This is a genomic window from Pseudomaricurvus alkylphenolicus (genome assembly GCF_011683955.1).
In the GTDB taxonomy this organism is placed as follows: Bacteria; Pseudomonadota; Gammaproteobacteria; order Pseudomonadales; family Cellvibrionaceae; genus Pseudomaricurvus; species Pseudomaricurvus alkylphenolicus.
The window spans coordinates 44,659-63,489 of the sequence record NZ_JAAQPI010000022.1; the positions used below are offsets into that span (position 1 = coordinate 44,659).

General features: G+C 56.2%; 16 protein-coding genes, 1 tRNA gene and 1 other RNA gene. 16 read left to right on the plus strand and 2 right to left on the minus strand.

Annotated elements, in window-relative coordinates; genetic code table 11:
* Window positions 1-50: 50 nt before the first annotated feature.
* Window positions 51-1,451: an adenylate/guanylate cyclase domain-containing protein gene (locus tag HBA55_RS32825; RefSeq protein ID WP_166999970.1), complete on the minus strand. Its 1,401-nt coding sequence runs from the start codon at window positions 1,449-1,451 to the stop codon at window positions 51-53.
* A gap of 9 nt (window positions 1,452-1,460) precedes the next feature.
* Complete coding sequence (locus tag HBA55_RS32830; RefSeq protein ID WP_166999971.1) at window positions 1,461-2,774, minus strand: hypothetical protein; 1,314 nt, start codon at window positions 2,772-2,774, stop codon at window positions 1,461-1,463.
* Window positions 2,775-3,038: 264 nt separating this feature from the next.
* On the opposite strand from HBA55_RS32830, the gene HBA55_RS32835 reads away from it, so the two are divergent.
* The 16 genes from HBA55_RS32835 (at window position 3,039) to HBA55_RS32910 (ending at window position 18,754) form a co-directional block, all read left to right on the plus strand.
* Window positions 3,039-3,596 (plus strand): nitroreductase family protein, encoded by a 558-nt coding sequence (locus tag HBA55_RS32835; RefSeq protein WP_166999972.1) that lies wholly within the window; start codon window positions 3,039-3,041, stop codon window positions 3,594-3,596.
* A gap of 124 nt (window positions 3,597-3,720) precedes the next feature.
* Window positions 3,721-3,808, plus strand: a tRNA-Ser gene (locus HBA55_RS32840).
* A 166-nt stretch (window positions 3,809-3,974) separates the two neighbouring features.
* An RNA gene (ffs, locus tag HBA55_RS32845) (signal recognition particle sRNA small type) lies at window positions 3,975-4,071 on the plus strand.
* Window positions 4,072-4,198: 127 nt separating this feature from the next.
* Window positions 4,199-6,217 (plus strand): DNA polymerase III subunit gamma/tau, encoded by a 2,019-nt coding sequence (dnaX, locus tag HBA55_RS32850; RefSeq protein WP_166999973.1) that lies wholly within the window; start codon window positions 4,199-4,201, stop codon window positions 6,215-6,217.
* Window positions 6,218-6,243: 26 nt separating this feature from the next.
* Complete coding sequence (locus HBA55_RS32855; RefSeq protein ID WP_166999974.1) at window positions 6,244-6,564, plus strand: YbaB/EbfC family nucleoid-associated protein; 321 nt, start codon at window positions 6,244-6,246, stop codon at window positions 6,562-6,564.
* Between the two features lie 70 nt (window positions 6,565-6,634).
* Window positions 6,635-7,228, plus strand: coding sequence for a recombination mediator RecR (gene recR / locus HBA55_RS32860; protein ID WP_166999975.1), 594 nt, complete (start codon window positions 6,635-6,637; stop codon window positions 7,226-7,228).
* Complete coding sequence (gene rnd / locus HBA55_RS32865; protein WP_166999976.1) at window positions 7,228-8,388, plus strand: ribonuclease D; 1,161 nt, start codon at window positions 7,228-7,230, stop codon at window positions 8,386-8,388. The genes recR and rnd overlap by 1 nt, the downstream gene beginning before the upstream one ends.
* A 32-nt stretch (window positions 8,389-8,420) precedes the next feature.
* Window positions 8,421-8,708: a YcgL domain-containing protein gene (locus tag HBA55_RS32870; protein ID WP_166999977.1), complete on the plus strand. Its 288-nt coding sequence runs from the start codon at window positions 8,421-8,423 to the stop codon at window positions 8,706-8,708.
* Between the two features lie 10 nt (window positions 8,709-8,718).
* The gene (locus tag HBA55_RS32875) at window positions 8,719-9,168 is read left to right on the plus strand and encodes a YcgN family cysteine cluster protein (RefSeq protein ID WP_166999978.1); all 450 of its coding nucleotides are present in this window, start codon (window positions 8,719-8,721) and stop codon (window positions 9,166-9,168) included.
* Window positions 9,168-9,569, plus strand: coding sequence for a hypothetical protein (locus HBA55_RS32880; RefSeq protein ID WP_166999979.1), 402 nt, complete (start codon window positions 9,168-9,170; stop codon window positions 9,567-9,569). The genes HBA55_RS32875 and HBA55_RS32880 overlap by 1 nt, the downstream gene beginning before the upstream one ends.
* A gap of 103 nt (window positions 9,570-9,672) precedes the next feature.
* On the plus strand, window positions 9,673-11,967 hold the full coding sequence (locus HBA55_RS32885) for a VWA domain-containing protein (RefSeq protein ID WP_166999980.1): 2,295 nt from the start codon (window positions 9,673-9,675) through the stop codon (window positions 11,965-11,967).
* Window positions 11,968-11,980: 13 nt separating this feature from the next.
* Window positions 11,981-12,592 carry a DTW domain-containing protein gene (locus tag HBA55_RS32890; RefSeq protein ID WP_166999981.1) on the plus strand — a complete coding sequence of 204 codons (612 nt, stop codon included), beginning with the start codon at window positions 11,981-11,983 and terminating at the stop codon, window positions 12,590-12,592.
* Window positions 12,589-13,020, plus strand: coding sequence for a GNAT family N-acetyltransferase (locus tag HBA55_RS32895; protein WP_166999982.1), 432 nt, complete (start codon window positions 12,589-12,591; stop codon window positions 13,018-13,020). The genes HBA55_RS32890 and HBA55_RS32895 overlap by 4 nt, the downstream gene beginning before the upstream one ends.
* Window positions 13,021-13,081: 61 nt before the next feature.
* Complete coding sequence (locus HBA55_RS32900; protein ID WP_166999983.1) at window positions 13,082-13,858, plus strand: class II glutamine amidotransferase; 777 nt, start codon at window positions 13,082-13,084, stop codon at window positions 13,856-13,858.
* A 31-nt stretch (window positions 13,859-13,889) separates the two neighbouring features.
* Entirely contained in the window at window positions 13,890-17,801 is a 3,912-nt protein-coding gene (hrpA, locus tag HBA55_RS32905) for an ATP-dependent RNA helicase HrpA (RefSeq protein ID WP_277345757.1), read from the plus strand.
* Window positions 17,801-18,754: an alpha/beta fold hydrolase gene (locus HBA55_RS32910; protein WP_166999984.1), complete on the plus strand. Its 954-nt coding sequence runs from the start codon at window positions 17,801-17,803 to the stop codon at window positions 18,752-18,754. Before hrpA ends, HBA55_RS32910 begins: the two co-directional genes overlap by 1 nt.
* Window positions 18,755-18,831: the final 77 nt, after the last annotated feature.

Genomic DNA, 18,831 nt, shown 5'->3' on the forward strand with positions numbered 1-18,831 from the left:
CCAGTGTCCTCTCTGGTTAATTCATCGAATTAGCCAGGCGGGACACCGAATCACTCGCCTTTCTGAATGCCTTTTTCTTTGAGGGTTTCCGCCGCGTTCTGCAGTGCCTTGATCACCTTGGTGCGATCGTAGTTGCGCAGTTTTTCGGTGTCCAGATGCATGGAAAAACCTTCGAGGTTTTGTTCAAAGTAGCTCTGGTTGCGCCCCAATTCCTTGCGCAGTCCCACCACCTGGTAGACTTTTACCGGGTGGCTGAACCCTTTAACGGTGATCTCGCCTTTATCGCGGCAAATGACGGCATCGCGGCAGAGTGACCAGGTTTCGTGGCTGAGCAGTATGTGCCCGGGTTGCGCCGCCGATTCCAGGCGGCTGGCCAGGTTAACATGGGTGCCCAGCACCGTGTAATCCATCTGGTAAGAGGTTCCAAAGGTGCCGACGGTCACGTAGCCGGTATTAATGCCCATGCGGATCTGCAGGGGGCGTTTGATACCCTGGTCACGCCAGCGGCTTTGCAGTTCCTTCATGCGGCGGCGCATGGCAATAGCCATGGTCACGCAGCGGAGGCTGTCCTGCTTGATGCCCTTGCTATTGCTGTCTCCGAAAATGACCATAATTCCATCGCCCATAAATTTGTCGATGGTGCCGCCATGTTTTTTGATGATTGCCGACATTTCACTCAAATAGGTATTGAGTAATTCGGTCAGGTTCTCAGCTTCCAGTTCTTCCGACAGTTGGCTGAAGTCTTTAATGTCGGAGAAAAAGATGGTCAGGCGTTTGCGCTCTGTCTGCAAGTCCTGATCGCGGCCGCTGCGGATCGCATCCCAGATTTGTGGGCTCAGGTAGCGGGACAATTTATAGGCGCGCATTTTCAGGGTTCGATTGTCCCGGGAGAAATGGTCGTGTTGTTCTTGAAGCGTTTGTGTGCGGTGGTGGTTGTGGTACGCCGATATAAACAGGTAGGTAACCGCACCAATAAGACTGGGCAGATGCAGTTCCAGCTGCACAGTGGTTGGCAATGTTGGTGCATACAACAGAGCGCAAACCACAGCGCCGGTTGCCAGCGCCAGGTTGTCCCTGAGCCAACCTAAGGCGCCGCCGTTGAGAAGGCTGCCCATTTGCACCATGAGTACCAACAGCAGGCTGGGAATGAATTTAAATTCGATCAAGCTCAATGACACGCCAATCAGAGCCGCGTCTATGGCGTAAAAGCAGGGCAGCAGACTTGGACGATTCGAGCGCCCAAGCCAGAAGGTCAGTCCCAGACTGATCACCAGATAGAACAGAATGCCAATGGCGGCACCCAGAGAAATAGATTGGGGTTGAATTTGCCAGCTTGTCAAAAGGTCGTTGCTGGCACTGGTGCCCAGTGTTGCGATGGTGGTGATACACAACAGTGTACGCAGGACGCTTTGTGCCCTTAGGTGATTGTCGCCGATAGGGTCGTCATTCATAGCGCCGGATTAGGATTTCATTCGCAGGGCCAGGTATTTGCTTTCCAGTTCGGTGTATTGGCGCTGCAGCTGCTTAAGTTCCTGGCTGACCGATTCGCCACCGATGTCCGGTTTGGTGGTCATGGCGGCTTGCAGCTGATTGACCAATTGTTCGTTTTCTTGTTTTAGCGTGCTGATGCTCCGTTCCATTTTGGCGCGCTGCTGTTGCAGAGTTTTGGCTTCGCGAACACTTTTGGCGTTCAGCTCGGAGCGTTTCTCCATTGTGCTGAGCTGGCTTTCCAGCTGTTCGACCCGGTTATTTGCCTGCTGCAGCTCGGATTCCATCAACTCTATGCAGGTTTCAAATTCCTGAATGTTGCGCTGCTGACGCTGTAGCTGCTCCTGGAGATCATTGATGACGGCGACTTTTTCTTCGTTGCTATGCGCTTTTGAAAGTCGGCTCTCCAACTCGTTGATCAGCTGATGCTGATTGGCCGTGATGGAGCGAAGCCGCTGTATCTCCTCGGCGCCTTGGGTCTGTTGGGTGTGCTCGATAGTGGTGACTTTTTCGATAATACGAGGCTCTCCCGCCTCGATAATGGGCTGCTGTTGTAAATGCCCGCCGAATTCGTTGTAAACGTTCCGGTATTGGGACAGAAGCCCTTCAAACCCGGCCTGTTTTTCGTCGCCGACCTGATAGGTGCTCAGCTGCTGGTGATAGTCGTCTGCTTGGGCCTGAGCGGCATCCCATTTGTCTTCCAGCTCAAAAAACAGCTGCTTGAATTTCTCCAGATTGGCAATGCGCTGGTCCCGTTCTTCCAGCTCTTCTCTCAGTGCTTCCAGCTCTGCACTGTTATCTTCTATGGGTTGGGGGGCTTCTGCCGGCGCTTCTGCCTTGAAAAAGTTCATCAGGTTGCTGAACTTGGCCTGGATTACGTTCCAGTTGGGTGACCCCTTGGGGTCGTCGCTGCTGAGGGAGGCTTCCTTTTCTGTCATCAGGAAGGCGTGGCGCAGGGAGGCGATCTGGCGCGGCATGGGGGCCTGGCTGGTCAGGTCCAGCACAATATCCTGGTCCGGGTCGAGGCTGGCGTGGTGGTCTCGGGTGTGCTGCAGCTGTTCGTCCACCAGTTCTGAGTAGGAGCGTGGTGGCTTGATAGAGGCCTTGAGCTCTTTATAGGCCTTTCTGGACTTCTTCAGGTCCTTGATGACCTCCGCCAGCTTTTCCTGCAGTCGGCTGATCAGGGTCTTGAGCCCGCGGGCGTGGAACAGCAGAAAAGCACAGACCAATATCAGCACGCCAAAGACTTCCGCTGCGCCAAATATGATCCAATTTGATACTTGCATAAATGCCGGTCTCCTGCGGACTGCGGTAGGGGCTGGCCAAAAGCTCGCTGTACGGGTTATATCGGCCGTTTCCGGGCAATCAACAGAGTTGTTATGTTGTTGTAAGAGTAGGACGATTATGACCCAAAAAAGTGGTTGGTGGGAACAATCTTACCCTGAATTGGGCAGGATTCAGGCGAAAGCGCCGCCGACTGGCAAAGATTCCGGTCAAATGGGTAGAATGGCAGCCCCGTGCAGATCATTGGGAGTTATTGAGAGGAGCTGATGGAAGCGATTGAATTATTACTGAACCGAGTGTCCTGCGGGAAGCTCGTAGAGCCGGCACCCTCCAAAGAGCAGCGCCAGATCATGTACCGTGCGGCGCTGAGGGCGGCTGACCACGGCAATCTGCAGCCTTGGCGATTCCTGGAGATAGAGGGCGAGGGCAGGGAGCAGCTCGGGCAGCTCTATGAGCATGCTGCATTGCTCGAGAATCCTGATCTGAATGATGCCCAGCGGGACAAGTATCGGCGCATGCCGCTGCGGGCGCCATTGGTGCTGGCCGCGATTGCCCGCAATATCGATCACCCCAAGGTGCCTCCTGTGGAGCAGGTGATCGCCACCGGGGCAGCGGTGCAAAACCTGATCAACGCCGCCTTCGCCCAGGGGATCGGCGCCTATTGGCGTACCGGACCCATGGCTTTCAACAAAGACGTGCATGAAGGTCTGGGCATGGAAGAGGGAGAAACCCTGGTGGGATTTGTTTATCTGGGCACGCCTGCGATACCGCTGAAGCCGGCCCCGAAAGCAGATACCGATGCCTTTTTTATGGCCTGGCCTTAAAAAAGCAAAATTGCCGATTTCGGGCGTTGCCTTTCAAAAATCATTTGTGTAAAGTACCGCCCTCGCTGACGGGGTGGTTGTCACGCCAGCCAGCGCGCAGGCGTGCGTAAACCGCAAACAATGTGGAGAGGTGTCCGAGTGGTCGAAGGAGCACGCCTGGAAAGTGTGTATACGGCAACGTATCGAGGGTTCGAATCCCTCCCTCTCCGCCACATATAAAAAAAGGGCTTGCCGATAAGGCAAGCCCTTTTTTTATGGGCTCTGAAAGAACAGGATTTTCAGGCGTTGATTTCAGATCCCCCTGTTGTACCGTAGATTGCAACTTGCAAATCCCAGTTAAAACAGGAATAATCGCCGCGCTTTTGCAATGGTGGCTCTTTCCGGTCCCCTCGCAATGATTAGCTGTAAACCCCGCCAGGCCCGGAAGGGAGCAACGGTAGCAGTGAGTTCATGTGCCGGGGTGTGGCTGGCTTGAGCCGCCACCCTAACTTTCCCCTCCTTCTCGCCAGAAGCACCTTCAACAGATATAATCCCGACCTCGTTGTGCCCGGAAACGGCGCGTAATCCCACACTAACAACATCGATAGGGACCCCCAACCTCAATGAGCTACCAAGTTCTCGCCCGCAAATGGCGCCCGCGGACGTTCCGCGAGCTGGTTGGGCAGCAGCACGTGCTGCAGGCTCTGGTCAATGCACTTGACCATAACCGTCTTCACCACGCCTATTTGTTTACGGGTACCCGCGGGGTGGGTAAGACCACTATTGCCCGTATTTTGGCCAAGTGCCTGAATTGCGAAACCGGCGTCAGCTCTGAACCCTGTGGCCAATGCCCGGCCTGTGTGGAAATTAATGAAGGTCGTTTTGTGGACCTGATCGAGGTGGATGCCGCCTCTCGCACCAAAGTGGAAGATACCCGGGAACTGCTGGAAAATGTGCAGTACGCACCGACTCGGGGTCGCTACAAGGTTTACCTGATCGACGAAGTGCACATGCTCTCGTCCCACAGTTTCAATGCGTTGCTGAAGACGCTGGAAGAGCCGCCGCCACACGTCAAATTTCTGTTGGCCACCACGGATCCACAGAAGTTACCGGTGACGATTCTGTCCCGTTGCCTCCAGTTCCATCTGAAGAACATGGATCCCGAGCGCATTGTGGGCCATCTGCAGAATGTGCTTGAGCAGGAAATGGTGCCTTTTGAAGAGGCCGCCCTGTGGCAATTGGGCCGAGCTGCCGACGGCAGTATGCGCGACGCTATGAGCCTGACTGATCAGGCGATTGCCTTCGGTGGTGGCAAGGTGGCTGACGCCGAGGTCAGTGCCATGCTTGGCACCATCGACCAGAATCTGGTGTTCCAGGTACTGGAAGCACTGGCAAGTGGTCAAGGTCCACAGGTGTTACAGGCGGTAGAGCAGTTGTCTGAACACGCCCCCGATTACGGCAGCGCCCTGGCTGATCTGCTCTCCGTATTACACCGCATAGCCATCGCTCAGGCATTGCCGGAGGCGGTGGACAATAGCCGCGGTGACAGAGACCATATTCTGCAACTTGCGCAGCAGTTGCCGGCAGAAGACGTGCAGCTGTTTTATCAAACAGCCCTGTTGGGGCGTCGGGATCTGCCGATGTCTCCGGACCCCAGGGCGGGCTTTGAAATGGTCTTGCTGCGCATGTTGGCATTCCGTCCGCAAGGCGTGCATTCAGTACCGACACAGCCATTGCCTGCGTCTGCACCTGTTGCTTCAGCCCCTATTGTTTCACCCCCTGCGGCGGCACCTTCACAGGCTCCTGCTGCACCTGCTCCAACGGCGCCAGTGGAGGCGCCGGCACCCGCAAAAAAGTCTGAAGCCGGGGATATGGCGGCGGTGGCCGCTGGCGAACCCGTGGCTCCGCCACCTCAAGCGGCGCCAGCTGCCCCTCAGGCACCAGCGGTTGGTGAGGAGCCTCAGCGGGTTGTGGATCAAGAGCCTCAGCGGGTTGTAGATCAAGACACTCAACCTGCCGGTCAGCAGACTCAACCGGTTGCCGCACCCACGCCAGAGCCGGAAATCAAACCGGATCTGGCACCGCTGGCAGCCGATCCGGTGGACCCGACTCTGCGTAACGGTGGCGCCGGAACCGGTTTGTCTGCCGAGCAGATGGCGTCCATGGGCCTGCAGTCCGCCCGCGCCATACCCACTCCGCCACCCGAGGCCGCAGAGCCCGAGAAACCAGCCCTGGCCAAGCTGCCGCTGGCGAATCTGCAGCCCGAGCAGTGGATACAGCTCTACACCGGTCTGGGTGTCGGCGGGGTATTGCAGAGCACAGTGTCCAATTGCCAGCTGCTAAAGGTGCAGGGCAATCAACTGCAGTTTGTGCTCGATCAAGCCAACAGCATGCTCTACGATCCTTCACACCAGCAGCGCCTGTCGGATATGCTCAGCCAGTATTTTGGTGAGCCGGTCACAGCCGTTATAGAACAGGGTGCTATCATCGGTGAAACACCGGCGGCGTTTGCCATTCGTTTAAAGCAGGAGCAGTATGATAGTGCGCTCCAGGCTCTTCGAAGTGACCCGCTGGTACAACAGTTGCTGCAGCAGTTCGAAGGCCAGCTGGACGAGGAATCCGTTCAGCCGCTTGGTCATTGAAATAAATTAGGTTTTACGAGGTAGTTATGAAAGGTCTTGGCGATCTGATGAAGCAGGCCCAGGAAATGCAGGCCAATATGCAAAAAATGCAGGAAGAGCTGGCCAATGCCGAGGTACAGGGCGAGTCAGGGGCCGGCTTGATCAAGGTGGTCATGACCGGGCGTCACGATGTGCGTCGTGTGCATATTGACGACAGCCTGATGACGGAAGATAAGGAAATTCTGGAGGACCTGCTGGCGGCAGCGGTCAATGACGCCGTGCGCAAAGTGGAAGCCAACACCAAGGCCAAAATGGGCGATCTGACCTCTGGAATGCAGATGCCTCCCGGCTTTAAAATGCCATTTTGAGACAGCTGTTTTGAGTCTTCACAGCAACCTGTGTCATAACAATATCGATTCGCACAGGTGATCAGTATTCATGTTTAGTCCCTTAATTGATGAATTGATGAGCGCCCTGCGCTGTCTCCCGGGCGTAGGCCCCAAGTCGGCCCAGCGCATGGCACTGCACTTGCTGGAGCGCGATCGGCCCGGCGCCGAGCGGCTGGCGGGCAGCCTGGCCAAGGCTGTGGAGGGCGTCGGTCACTGCAGCCGATGTCGTTCTCTGAGCGAGCAGCCGGTTTGTGGAATATGTGCCAATCCGCGTCGAGACGACTCCCTGCTAAGTGTGGTGGAAACGCCCGCCGATGTGTTGGCCATTGAGTCCGCCGGTACCTATCAAGGCAAGTATTTTGTTCTGATGGGGCACCTGTCTCCCATCGATGGCATTGGCCCTGAGGACATTGGTCTCGATGTACTGATGGAACGGTTACGCGAGGGCAATGTCAGAGAGTTGATTCTCGCCACCAACCCTACCATCGAAGGTGAGGCCACGGCCCACTACATTGCCGACCAGGCCAAGGCATTAGGTGTCGCTGTCAGCCGTATTGCCCATGGTGTACCCCTGGGAGGAGAACTCGAATATATTGATGGCGGAACACTCGCCCACGCCTTTAGTTCAAGGAGAGCTGTTTAATGGCCGTCATTCCTTCCGACCCGATCTGGGTCAACAACGACGAAGAGTTGCAGGAATTGTGTCAGCGCTGGAGTGAGCAAGGTGCACTCGCCATTGATACGGAGTTTATGCGCAGCAGCACCTTTTATCCTCAGACGGCGTTGTTTCAGGTGGGAGACGGGCAGGGGTGTTATCTGATCGATCCATTGATCATTGAAGATTTCGAGCCCTTCAAGAACCTGATGGTGAATCCGGACGTCACCAAGGTGTTGCACTCCTGTTCGGAAGATCTGGAAGTATTTCAGACATTTCTGGAGGTCGTACCGACACCTTTGTTCGATACCCAGATCGCTGCGGCCTATGTGGGCCTGGGCTTTTCGCTGGGCTATGCCAAGCTGATCGAATGCCTGTTGAATGTTTCCGTTCCCAAAGATGAAACCCGATCCGACTGGCTGCAGCGTCCACTGAGTCAGTCCCAAATGCAATATGCCGCGCTCGATGTCGCCTATCTGATGGTCGCCTATGGTGTGTTGCTGAAGAAATTAAAAGCCAATCGCCGCCTCAGCTGGATCCAGGAAGACTGCGCTGAGATTGTGACGGCCGCAGAGGAGCCTGTGCACCCGGAGCTGTTCTACACCAAAATCAAATCCGCATGGAAGCTCAATCGGCGGGAGTTGGCGGTGTTGCAGGCGTTGACCCGCTGGCGCGAGATCGAAGCCCGGGCCCGCAATGTACCGCGCAACCGCCTGGTCAAAGAGCGGGCACTTTGGGATATGGCCCGTATCATGCCAACCGAGCTCAAACACCTGACCGGTCTGGAGGGCATGACACCGAGAATGATCAAAGCCGATGGTGAACAGCTGCTGGAATTGATTGAAGAGGCCCGTCATACACAAGACGACCAGTGCCCGCCGCGGATACCGAAGCCCTTATCGGCGGATCAAGGGGATCTCATGAAGGCGCTCAAACAGACGGCCCGGGACATTGCCGAATCGCTGGATATCGCCCCCGAAGTGCTGGTCCGTAAGCGCGATTTTGAAGAATTGGTGCGCTCGGGAATGGCGGATCGAAATGCCTACGTTCTGAATCAACGGCTTTCGGGTTGGCGACGGGATGTGGTCGGCGATGTTCTGCTTTCTCAGGCGCAGGAATGGGGTTTGGCAGCCTCAGAAAACCCCTAGACCCGTAAGCATTGATAAGAGATAAAGACTCCATGAAGCTGGTCTGTGATATTTACAAAAGTCCTCGTGAAGACGAGATGTACCTTTACGTCAAAAAGGCCGATGGCCTGTCGCAGGTACCCGAAGCGTTACTTGAGAAATTTGGCAAGCCCGGCCATGTGATGACGCTGATTTTACAGCCGGGCAAAAAGCTGGCCAGGGTAGAGGCCGAACGGGTTATCGAACAGCTGGAGGAGAAGGGCTACTATCTGCAGATGCCGCCGCTGAAAGACGCAGAAATGAGTGAAATACAGCTCAAGAACACCAAAATGCAGTTGTAGTCACGCCACGATGATTGCGCAAAAATCCTGGTTTTGGGAACGAAAAACCCTGCAAGAGTTATCGCAGCAAGAGTGGGAATCTCTCTGCGATGGCTGCGGTAAATGCTGCCTGCACAAACTGGAAGACGAGGATGCCGACGAGGTTTATTACACCTGCGTCGCCTGCCGCTACCTGGATACCGAAAACGGCGGTTGTCGCCAGTACAAACAGCGCTTGGAACTGGTCCCGGAGTGCATCAATCTAAAGCCCGAGGATGTTGAGAATTTTCACTGGTTACCCTCCACCTGCGCCTATCGACTGGTGGCTGAGGGGCAACCACTGCCCGATTGGCATCCATTGATCAGCGGCCGCGCCGACAGCGTTCACCGGGCCGGCATTTCCGTTAAGGGACGGGTCTATCGCGAGCAGGATGTCGATGTCGAAGACCTGGAAGACTATATCGTGCACTGGGTGGAATGATGAATACTGAGAGTCTGACGCTGGCCTGGGGTGCTTATCTCGCTGGAGCCCTGGGGCTGATGATCGTCTGGTGGCACATGACCGCCGCGGTGAAAAGGGATTGGCTGCGTCCCTTGCTGCGGGTGTTTATGGCAGCATTGCTTTTGTGCCCCTATAGCATTGGCGAGGATTACACACAGATGGCGCCCGCCATACTTATGGTACTGATGGAGACCATTTTTGAAGGTGGTGAAGCATTTAACCGTGTGGGGCCGACATTATTGGGGGTGGTTGGCGCCGCACTGGTGGTGACTGTGGTCTGCCAATTGATATGGCGCCAGCGCCGGCGCAAGGCCGAACAGGATCGGCAATTGCAGCAGGCCCACGACAGTCTGGTAAAAGAAGCGCATACCCAGCCATAAAGGGTTAGAATACCCAAAAGATAATAACTAAAAGCTATAATCTTCAAAAGTACGGAATCCTTAAGTAAAAACCCGTAAACAAGAACCAAAGGATGAGGCATCTATGAACAGGATTTTGCGCCCGGCGGTTACCTTGCTACTGGCATTGGTAGCGGGGCTGGTGCTGGCCCAGGACGACACGCGTTCCAAACCCGCGGATGTGCGTCTGGTGATCGATGTTTCCGGCAGTATGAAACAGAACGATCCCGCCAACCTGCGCCAGCCGGCGGTGGAACTGCTGATGCAGCTGATGCCCGAAGACAGCAAGGCCGGTATCTGGACCTTTGGCCGTTACATCAACATGCTGGTGCCGCACAAACCGGTCAACGATCGCTGGCGCACCGATGCCACCGAAAAGTCCGAACAGATCAACTCCCTTGGGCTCTTTACCAATATTGGCGAAGCGCTGGAAAAAGCCGCCTACGATTTTGATCGCGCCAGCCCCGCTTACAACACCAGCATCATTCTGTTGACCGACGGCATGGTCGACATAGACAAGGATCCGGATAAAAACCAGGCCGAGTGGCGCCGTATTGTGGATGAGGTGTTGCCCAAATTGCAGCAGGCGGGCTACAAAATACACACCATCGCCCTGTCGGATAAAGCCGATACCGCGCTGATGGAAAAGCTCTCGCTCGGCACCGATGGCCTCTCGGAAGTTGCCAAAACGGCGGACGACCTGATGAAGGTGTTCCTGCGCATTTTTGATCAGGCGGCGCCGGCGGAGCAGGTTCCTTTGGAGGGGAACCGTTTCCTGGTGGATTCCAGCATCGAAGAATTTACCGCGTTGATATTCCGCAATAGCGATGTCGAACCCACGCGTCTGATCAGCCCGGACGAAACCGAATACCGCTTCGATCGTGAAACCTCCGACGTCAATTGGTACAAAACCCAGGACTACGATCTGATCACCGTCAAGCGCCCCTTGGAAGGTGAGTGGCAGGTGGTTGCCGACATCGACCCGGACAGCCGCGTAACCGTTGTCAGTAATCTGAATCTGTTGGTAAAACCCTTACCGACCAACCTGTTTACCGGGCAGCAAACTCAGCTCTCATTGCTGTTTCAGGAAGACCAGCGCACGGTTACGGATCGCAACTTCCTGAGTTTGTTGACCATCGACAGCCTGGTGGGTCATACCGACAGCGGCCGCGAATGGCCGGAGCTGCTGAGCGAAGGATCGCCACCGGGCAACGGGATTTACTCTACCGAACTGAGCATGTTTGCCGATGAAGGCCGCTACCAGGTATCGGTGAATGTCGACGGCAAAAGCTTCCAGCGCAAATTCAATCACCACCTGACGGTTCGCGAACCCTTTGCGGTCAGCCTGGATAAACTGGTTCTGGGCGGGCGAGAGCAGCAAAAACTCTTGGTACGAGCCCACAGCCAGGTGGTCGTGCCTGCGGAAACCCAAGTGGTGGCCCGCATTAAAGATCCCAATGGTCGCAGCAGCATCAAACCTATGCAGTTAACACCCACCGATGAATGGGAGTTGATTTTGCAGCCGGAGGTGGAAGGTACCTACCAGGTGCGATTGCGTATCAGCGGCATCGACAGTCATGGTCAGTCGTTTAACGTGGACCCTCCGGTACAGCGTTTTAACTATCCCTCGGCTGATAATCCATTTAGCCAGCCAGCGCCGCAGCCTGAGCCGGAACCCGAACCCGAACCCGAACCCGAACCCGAACCCGAACCGGAGCCCCAGCCGCAACCTGAGCCTGAGCCAGGCCCTGAACCGGTTGAGCAAGAGGATGAGTCCTCAGACTGGATGCTCTATGTCGGACTCGGCATAGGCAACCTGTTGGTCGTTGTTCTGGCGTTCTTTGCTTATCGCATGGTTATGGGGTCGGGTAAAGGCGACAGCCTCAAAGACCTCGAAAAAGCGGTGGACGACGCCGAAGAGGATGACCTGGACGATGCGCCAGAGGAACCTGCAGCGGTACCGGAACTGCAACCCGAGCCCGAGCCGGAGCCACCCGCTCCGCAAATGGAGGCCATGCCTGAGGCGGAACCTGTTCTGGACGACGATGACCTGACCGAAATGCCTATGGATGCAGGCCTGGATCTTTCCAGTGACGATGTGACCGAGCAGGAAATTCAGCTTGACGATGAAGTCGCCGCCGACGAGCTGCTGGCGGGTCTCGAAGAGCCGCTGGATCAAGTCGAAGTGGATGATCTGGACGATATTCTCGGTGACGACCTGGGCAATGACTTGGCGGATGAATTGGGTGATGACCTGATGGAATCACTGGAGGCCGAAAGCCAGGCGGCGGAGGATGAGCTGGCCGGATTCTCTCTGGATGACTTCGCGCCGGAATCCCTGGATGAACTGGACGATGACAAGGATAACGACAAAGCCTGATAGGGTTTGATTCGTGTTGACCTGTGAACGCTGCCACCTGCGACAGGACTTGTGTTTGTGTCAGCAGGCGCCGCGTCTCAGCGAGCTGCCGCGTATTACTTTGCTGACTCACGAACGGGAATTGCAGAAAACCACCAACACCGGACGACTGCTGTTAGCGACCCTGCCAGGCGCCGAGCTTATGCTGTGGTCCCGTCGAGAGACGGATCGCGCCCTGAGCGAACGTGCCGCCCAATCGGGGCTTCAACAGGTGTTGCTGTTTCCTGACAAACCCTCTGAATCCCAGCCTGCCGGGCACCCAGTGACCTGCATACAACAACCTGAGCCGAACCGGGAAGAGTACATACTGCTGGATGCCACTTGGCAACAGGCCGGCAAGATGCTGCGTCAATCAAGGTTGCTAAAAACACTACCGCGACTGTCGCTGCAAACGCCGCAGGAGAGCGTTTACCATCTGCGGCGAAACCAGCAACCGGGTAATCTATCGACGGCGGAAACGGCGATTGCCTTACTGCATAACATCCGGCAGCCAGAGGACGCCGTTCAGTTGCAACAGCACTTTGAACGCTTTCTTCACCATTATGAAGCCCACCGCAGCCACCACCCATTGACTGATTCCACATGAATACGCCGACGTGTGAATTGCTGGACGAACTGCAGCTGCCTCTGGTCAATAAATTCTATAAACGCTGCCGCTACAGTGCCAAGGCAGGCCGTGGGGAGAAGGTGTACGTGTTGCGCGACCAGAGCGGTATCGTCGCTGCAGTCCGCCTTGAACCAAAACCCCAGGGCTACTACTTTCTGCGCAGCATGTGTGTGGACCCGGCACTGCGCCGGCAGGGGTTGGGGGCTCAGCTGCTCAAAGCGCTAACCCCCTTGCTGGAGCAAACCCGTTGCTATTGTTATCCGTTTGATCATTTACAGGCGTTCTATGCCGAAGCAGGCTTTGAGCAGGTACCCTCAGAGACAATGCCCGATTTTATCCGAGACGGCTTGCTACGATACCGGGCTCAGGGCCGTAAAATTCTATTAATGGTAAGGCCCCCGGCGTGAACAAGCGCTAAACTGAAAATAGTCCGCGCAACCAACAATCCATGGAGACAGGCAGGCAAACATGTGTGAACTGTTGGGCATGTCCGCCAATGTACCCACTGACATCTGTTTCAGCTTCCAGGGGCTGATCCAGCGGGGTGGGGGTACCGGCCCCCACAAAGACGGCTGGGGCATTGTCTTCTACGAAGGCAAGGGCATTCGCGAGTTTCGCGATCCCGGTGCCAGTGTCGAATCCCGCATCGCCCAATTGGTGCAGTGCTATCCCATCAAAAGCTGTTACGTCATCAGCCATATTCGCCAGGCCAATGTGGGCTCGGTGTGCCTGGAAAATACTCACCCTTTTACCCGTGAACTCTGGGGCCAGAACTGGACTCTGGCACACAATGGCCAGCTCAAGGGCAGCGAGGAATTGGCCTTGGGTAAAGACTTGCCGGTCGGTACCACGGACAGCGAACGGGCTTTTTGTTGGCTACTGGCGGAGCTGCGTTGCCGCTTCAGCGAAGCGCCGGACATACAAACCCTGTCGGAATTTCTCCACCCGCGCTGTGAACGCCTGCGCGCGATGGGTGTCTGTAATCTGCTGCTCAGCAACGGCCAATGGCTGTTGGCCTACTGCTCCACCAAACTGCAGTGGATCACCCGCTGCGCACCCTTTGGCGAAGCCAGCCTCACCGACGCCGATGTCAGTGTGGATTTCGCGGGCGAGACCACTCCCAACGACGTGGTGACGGTGATTGCCACAGAACCCCTGACCTGCAATGAACAATGGACCCCCATGGCACCCGGTGAGCTGATTGCCTTTGTGGACGGAGACCCGGTACAGCGCCTTACTGTATAATGCCGTCCTTTTGGGATATTGGGGGAGCCAGTTGAGTACCGAAGCTCTGCAACAGCTGCAGCCGCCGTTGGATGAGGTGATGGGGCGCGACCGCTATCGCCTGCAGCGCCAATGGCATGATATACAGGACCGCAGCCGCGCCGGCAAACCCGTCGATAAAGCCCTGCAAAAACTCAGTCAGGCGGTGGAGCGCTCTCAGCAGTTGCTGCAGCGTCGTCAGGAGGCTGTGCCGGAGATCAAATTTCCCGAAGAGCTGCCCGTCTCGGGGCGCAGGGACGAAATCGCCAGCCTCATCGACAAACATCAGGTGGTGATACTGGCCGGCGAAACCGGTTCCGGTAAGACCACTCAGCTGCCCAAAATCTGCCTGTCTCTTGGGCGGGGTGTCAAAGGCCTGATCGGTCATACCCAACCCCGACGGATCGCTGCACGTACCGTCGCCAGCCGCATCGCTGAAGAGCTGGATACGCCTCTGGGCAGCTCGGTGGGCTACCAGGTCCGCTTTACCGATCACAGCCAGGATACCAGCCATATCAAATTGATGACCGACGGTATTCTGCTGGCGGAAATCCAGCATGATCGTTACCTCAGCAAGTACGACACACTGATTATCGATGAGGCCCACGAACGCAGCCTCAATATCGACTTTCTGCTTGGCTATCTCAAACGCATACTGCCCAAGCGACCCGATCTGAAGCTGATCATTACCTCGGCGACCATCGATCTGCAGCGTTTCTCGGAACACTTCGATAAAGCACCGATTATTGAAGTGTCCGGTCGCACCTATCCGGTGGAGACCCGCTATCGCCCCATGGCGGACCAGGACGATGATCTCTATGGTGCTATTTGCGACACCGTAGAGGAAATCCTGCAGGAAGAGCGCAACAGCACGCGCCGCGGTGGCGATATTCTGGTGTTTCTCAGTGGTGAGCGGGAAATCCGCGAGGCGGCTCTGGCGCTGCGCAAGGCGGACATTCCCCATCTGGAAGTGCTGCCGCTGTACGCACGTTTAAGTCTGGCCGAGCAGAACCGGGTGTTTAACGCCCATAAGGGGCGGCGTGTGGTTCTCGCCACTAATGTGGCGGAAACCAGTATCACCGTGCCGGGTATACGCTATGTGATCGATCCGGGTTTTGCCCGCATCAGCCGCTACAGTTTCCGTTCGAAGGTACAAAGGTTGCCCATTGAAGCCATCTCCCAGGCCAGCGCCAACCAGCGCCAGGGGCGCTGCGGTCGGGTCAGTGAAGGTGTCTGCTACCGGCTTTACGACGAGCAGGATTTTCTCAACCGCCCCGAATTTACCGATGCCGAAATCTTGCGTACCAATCTGGCGGCGGTAATCCTGCAGATGCTTAACCTGCGCATTGGCGATGTGCGCCACTTTCCGTTTGTCGATAAACCTGATCAACGTTTGCTCAATGACGGTTTTAAACTCCTGCAGGAACTGCAGGCCGTCGATGGCAAAGGCAAGGTCAAACCCCTGGGGCGCCAGTTGATGACGCTGCCGGTGGACCCACGCCTGGGCCGAATGGTACTCGCCGGGGCCAAGACCGGTGCGCTGCGGGAAATCCTGATTATCGCCAGCGCACTGTCGATCCAGGATCCGCGCGAACGTCCGGCCGAAAAGAAACAGGCGGCGGATGAAAAACACCGCCGTTTTAATGACGACCATTCCGACTTTCTCGCCTTTATCAATCTCTGGGACTACGCCGAACAGCAGCGGCAGGATCTGTCACAGAACCAATTCCGCAAACTCTGTAAGCGGGAGTTCCTGTCCTGGTTGCGTTTGCGGGAATGGAGAGAAATTCATCACCAACTGTTGTTGGCCCTAAAGCCCCTGCACCTGAAGGCCAATCGCGAAGCCGCCGGCTACGAAGCCGTTCACCGGGGGTTGATCAGTGGCCTGCTCGGCTACGTAGGCAACAAGGCGGAGGAAAAAGAATATTTGGGTGCGCGCAATCGCCGCTTCCATATTTTTCCGGGTTCGTCCCAGGCCAAAAAGGCGCCCAAGTGGATTGTAGCGGGGCAGCTGCTGGAGACCTCGCGCCTGTTTGCCCATCAAGTCGCCAAGGTGGATCCGGGTTGGGTGCTGGAGGCGGCTGAGCATCTGGTTAAGCGCACACAGTTTGAGCCCCATTACGATGTTCGTTCCGGGCAGGTAATGGCGTTCGAAAAAATATCTCTATATGGACTGGTGCTGGTTGAAAAACGCCGGGTCAGCTACGGAGGTATTGATCCCGTTACCTCGCGCGAAGTGTTTATCCGTGCGGCACTGGTGGAAGGGCGTTATCGGGGCAAAGGCAAATTCTTCAAACATAACCAGAACCTGGTGGAAGAACTGCAGGAGCTGGAAGCCAAATCCCGTCGGCGCGATATTCTGGTGGACGACGAAGTGCTCTACCGCTTCTATGATGAGCGGGTACCAGCAGATATCGTCAACCTGGCTGGCTTTGAACGCTGGCGCAAGGACATGGAAAAGGCAACCCCGCGCGGCGAGCCCGGCCAGCTGTATATGGAGCGGGACTACCTGATGCGCCACGACGCCGCAGCAGTGACTGAGGCGCAGTTCCCCGGCGAGCTCAATTGGCAGGGGCTGACTTTTGCGCTCAAGTATCACTTTGAGCCCGGCCATAAAGAAGATGGTGTCAGTATTCAGGTGCCGGTTGCAGCATTGCACCTGGTGCCTGAGCATCGCCTTGAGTGGATTATTCCCGGAATTCTGCGGGAGAAGTGTATCGCCATGGTAAAAGGCTTATCCAAACAGTGGCGCAAACATTTTGTGCCGGTGCCTGCCTTTGTGGACAAGGCACTGGCGGGCATGAAAGCGGACGACGTTCCTCTGGCGGAGGCGCTCTCACACCAGCTCAAGCGCCAGACCACATTGGACATTCCTATTGAGGAGTGGGCGGGTTGTCGATTGGACAACTACTACCTGTTCAATATTCAGGTGGTGGATGAAAACGGCAAGGTACTGGCACAGGGTCGCGACCTGGCCAGCCTGAGAGAGCGCTACCGCGACCGCCTGCAAAAAACACTGCAGAGCAGCGACGATTCCATCGAACGGGACAATATCGCCTCCTGGGATTTCGACAAGCTGCCTCAGGACGTCCGCCTGAAACGCGCGGGTATGAGTATCACTGCCTATCCGGCACTGAAGGACAAGGGCGATACGGTAGAACTCAAGCTGCACGATAACCCGGTGGAGGCCAGTTTTGACAGCCGGTCGGGGATTGTTCGCCTGGCGTTACAACGCTTGCATACCACGGTAAAACCACTGCGTAAGGAATTGCTGCGAGGCAAAGACATAGGCTTGACCGTGGTCAGCCTGGGCAAGCGTGAACAGGTGGTGGACGATATGCTGATGGCCGCTGTGGCGGACGTCTGTTTTCCGAATACTGAAGCCGGTGGCGAGGGAGCTTTACCTCGTGACCGGGATGAATTCGAAAAGCAAGTGGATGCCGGGCGTGTTCGGGTAACCGCTCGCGCCAGAGAGCTGGAAACCCTGTTGCTCAATTTGCTCAACCAAGTGGTGGCTATCAAAAAAACCATCAAGTCCAGCAAAAACGCGCTGGCAATGGCATTGGCGGCCGGGGATATCAACCAACAACTGCAACAGCTGATTTATCCCGGCTTTATGCTGACGACGCCCAGTGACTGGTTACAACAGTACCCGCGTTATCTGAAGGCCATTCAACTGCGGCTGGACAAGGTGGCGCTGCAGACCCAAAAGGACAAAATCTGGACGGCGGAAGTCGAAGCCCTTTGGAATCGCTGGCAGCAGCGAGTGGATAAGGAAGGGCTGGCGACGGTATTAAATAATACTGCCTTGCTGCAATACCGGTGGATGCTGGAAGAGTATCGGGTTTCGCTGTTTGCCCAGTCTCTCAAAACCCTGATGCCGGTGTCGGCCAAACGGCTGAACAAACTTTGGGAAGAGGCCTGATGTCAACCTTTGCCTGGCGCAATGCCCGACTGCAACAAACCTCCTACACCGTTCAGTGTGGCGAGTATCAGCTGGGTTTGCGTCGCTGCCATGCCAATACCGGTGCCACTCCGGAAGCTCCCCCGATCCTGATGGTGGCCGGTTTTAATCACGGCTCCGAGGTGTTTTGGCCGCAGCAGGCCGAAGCAGGTCTGGCACCTTACCTCGCGGATCAGGGCTTCGACGTGTTTGTGGCTGAACTGCGCGGCAAGGGGGCCAGCTGGCCGGAAGTCTCCCGTCACAGTAAGTGGGGACTGCACGAACTCATCACCCAGGACATTCCCGCCCATTTACGCAAAATCGCGAAGTTGCGTCCCGGCGCACCACAGTTTTGGATCGGTCACGGACTGGGCAGTCTATTGCTCAGTGCCTGCTACAGTCGCCTGGACCTATTGCCGGCGCCGGTGCTGGGATTCGCGCATTTCGCGCCTCAGCGCCGCTGCGAATTCAGTTCTATGCTTAAAACCCTTCGCTATATGCAATGGCAAGGGGGCCTGGGCCTCTGCAGTTTGCTGTATGGCCGAAGCGGTCTGCCTGGCAAGCCGGTCGAAAGCCGGGACGTCAGCCATCAGTGGCAGCAGTGGTTAACTCAGCCCCAGTGGCTCGACTCAACCGACAATACGGATTACGTCAGGTTGTTGCGGGCACGAGGTTTACCGCCGAGCCTCTATTTTGCCGTGCAGGGCAATGCGCTGTGGGGTGGCGTCGATGATGCTCGCCTGTGGATGAAAGAGTTGGGGCGCCACGACGCACGATTGATCGGGCTCGGCAAGGCGGTGGGCAATCTGCGCAACTATAACGCCACCAGCATGCTCACACATGTAGACGCCTGCGAGGATCATTTTGTACAGTTACACCATTGGCTGACGGAACAAAAGCAGGCGTTTGAGGGTCATTACAGTCGCCGGGCATAAGACAACATCTGATTTACAGACTTTTTACAGATTTTGTGAACGGAGTGGAAACTTCCTGTTTGCCGTTCGGTCATAGT

What these genes read in the sequence shown, in the direction of transcription:
- HBA55_RS32885 (WP_166999980.1), top strand. Translation starts at nt 9,673, where the DNA reads ATGAACAGGATTTTGCGCCCGGCGGTTACCTTGCTACTGGCATTGGTA.
- HBA55_RS32910 (WP_166999984.1), top strand. Translation starts at nt 17,801, where the DNA reads ATGTCAACCTTTGCCTGGCGCAATGCCCGACTGCAACAAACCTCCTAC.
- HBA55_RS32835 (WP_166999972.1), top strand. Translation starts at nt 3,039, where the DNA reads ATGGAAGCGATTGAATTATTACTGAACCGAGTGTCCTGCGGGAAGCTC.
- HBA55_RS32880 (WP_166999979.1), top strand. Translation starts at nt 9,168, where the DNA reads ATGAATACTGAGAGTCTGACGCTGGCCTGGGGTGCTTATCTCGCTGGA.
- HBA55_RS32825 (WP_166999970.1), bottom strand. Translation starts at nt 1,451, where the DNA reads ATGAATGACGACCCTATCGGCGACAATCACCTAAGGGCACAAAGCGTC.
- HBA55_RS32855 (WP_166999974.1), top strand. Translation starts at nt 6,244, where the DNA reads ATGAAAGGTCTTGGCGATCTGATGAAGCAGGCCCAGGAAATGCAGGCC.
- rnd (WP_166999976.1), top strand. Translation starts at nt 7,228, where the DNA reads ATGGCCGTCATTCCTTCCGACCCGATCTGGGTCAACAACGACGAAGAG.
- HBA55_RS32875 (WP_166999978.1), top strand. Translation starts at nt 8,719, where the DNA reads ATGATTGCGCAAAAATCCTGGTTTTGGGAACGAAAAACCCTGCAAGAG.
- HBA55_RS32870 (WP_166999977.1), top strand. Translation starts at nt 8,421, where the DNA reads ATGAAGCTGGTCTGTGATATTTACAAAAGTCCTCGTGAAGACGAGATG.
- HBA55_RS32830 (WP_166999971.1), bottom strand. Translation starts at nt 2,774, where the DNA reads ATGCAAGTATCAAATTGGATCATATTTGGCGCAGCGGAAGTCTTTGGC.
- recR (WP_166999975.1), top strand. Translation starts at nt 6,635, where the DNA reads ATGTTTAGTCCCTTAATTGATGAATTGATGAGCGCCCTGCGCTGTCTC.
- dnaX (WP_166999973.1), top strand. Translation starts at nt 4,199, where the DNA reads ATGAGCTACCAAGTTCTCGCCCGCAAATGGCGCCCGCGGACGTTCCGC.
- HBA55_RS32895 (WP_166999982.1), top strand. Translation starts at nt 12,589, where the DNA reads ATGAATACGCCGACGTGTGAATTGCTGGACGAACTGCAGCTGCCTCTG.
- HBA55_RS32900 (WP_166999983.1), top strand. Translation starts at nt 13,082, where the DNA reads ATGTGTGAACTGTTGGGCATGTCCGCCAATGTACCCACTGACATCTGT.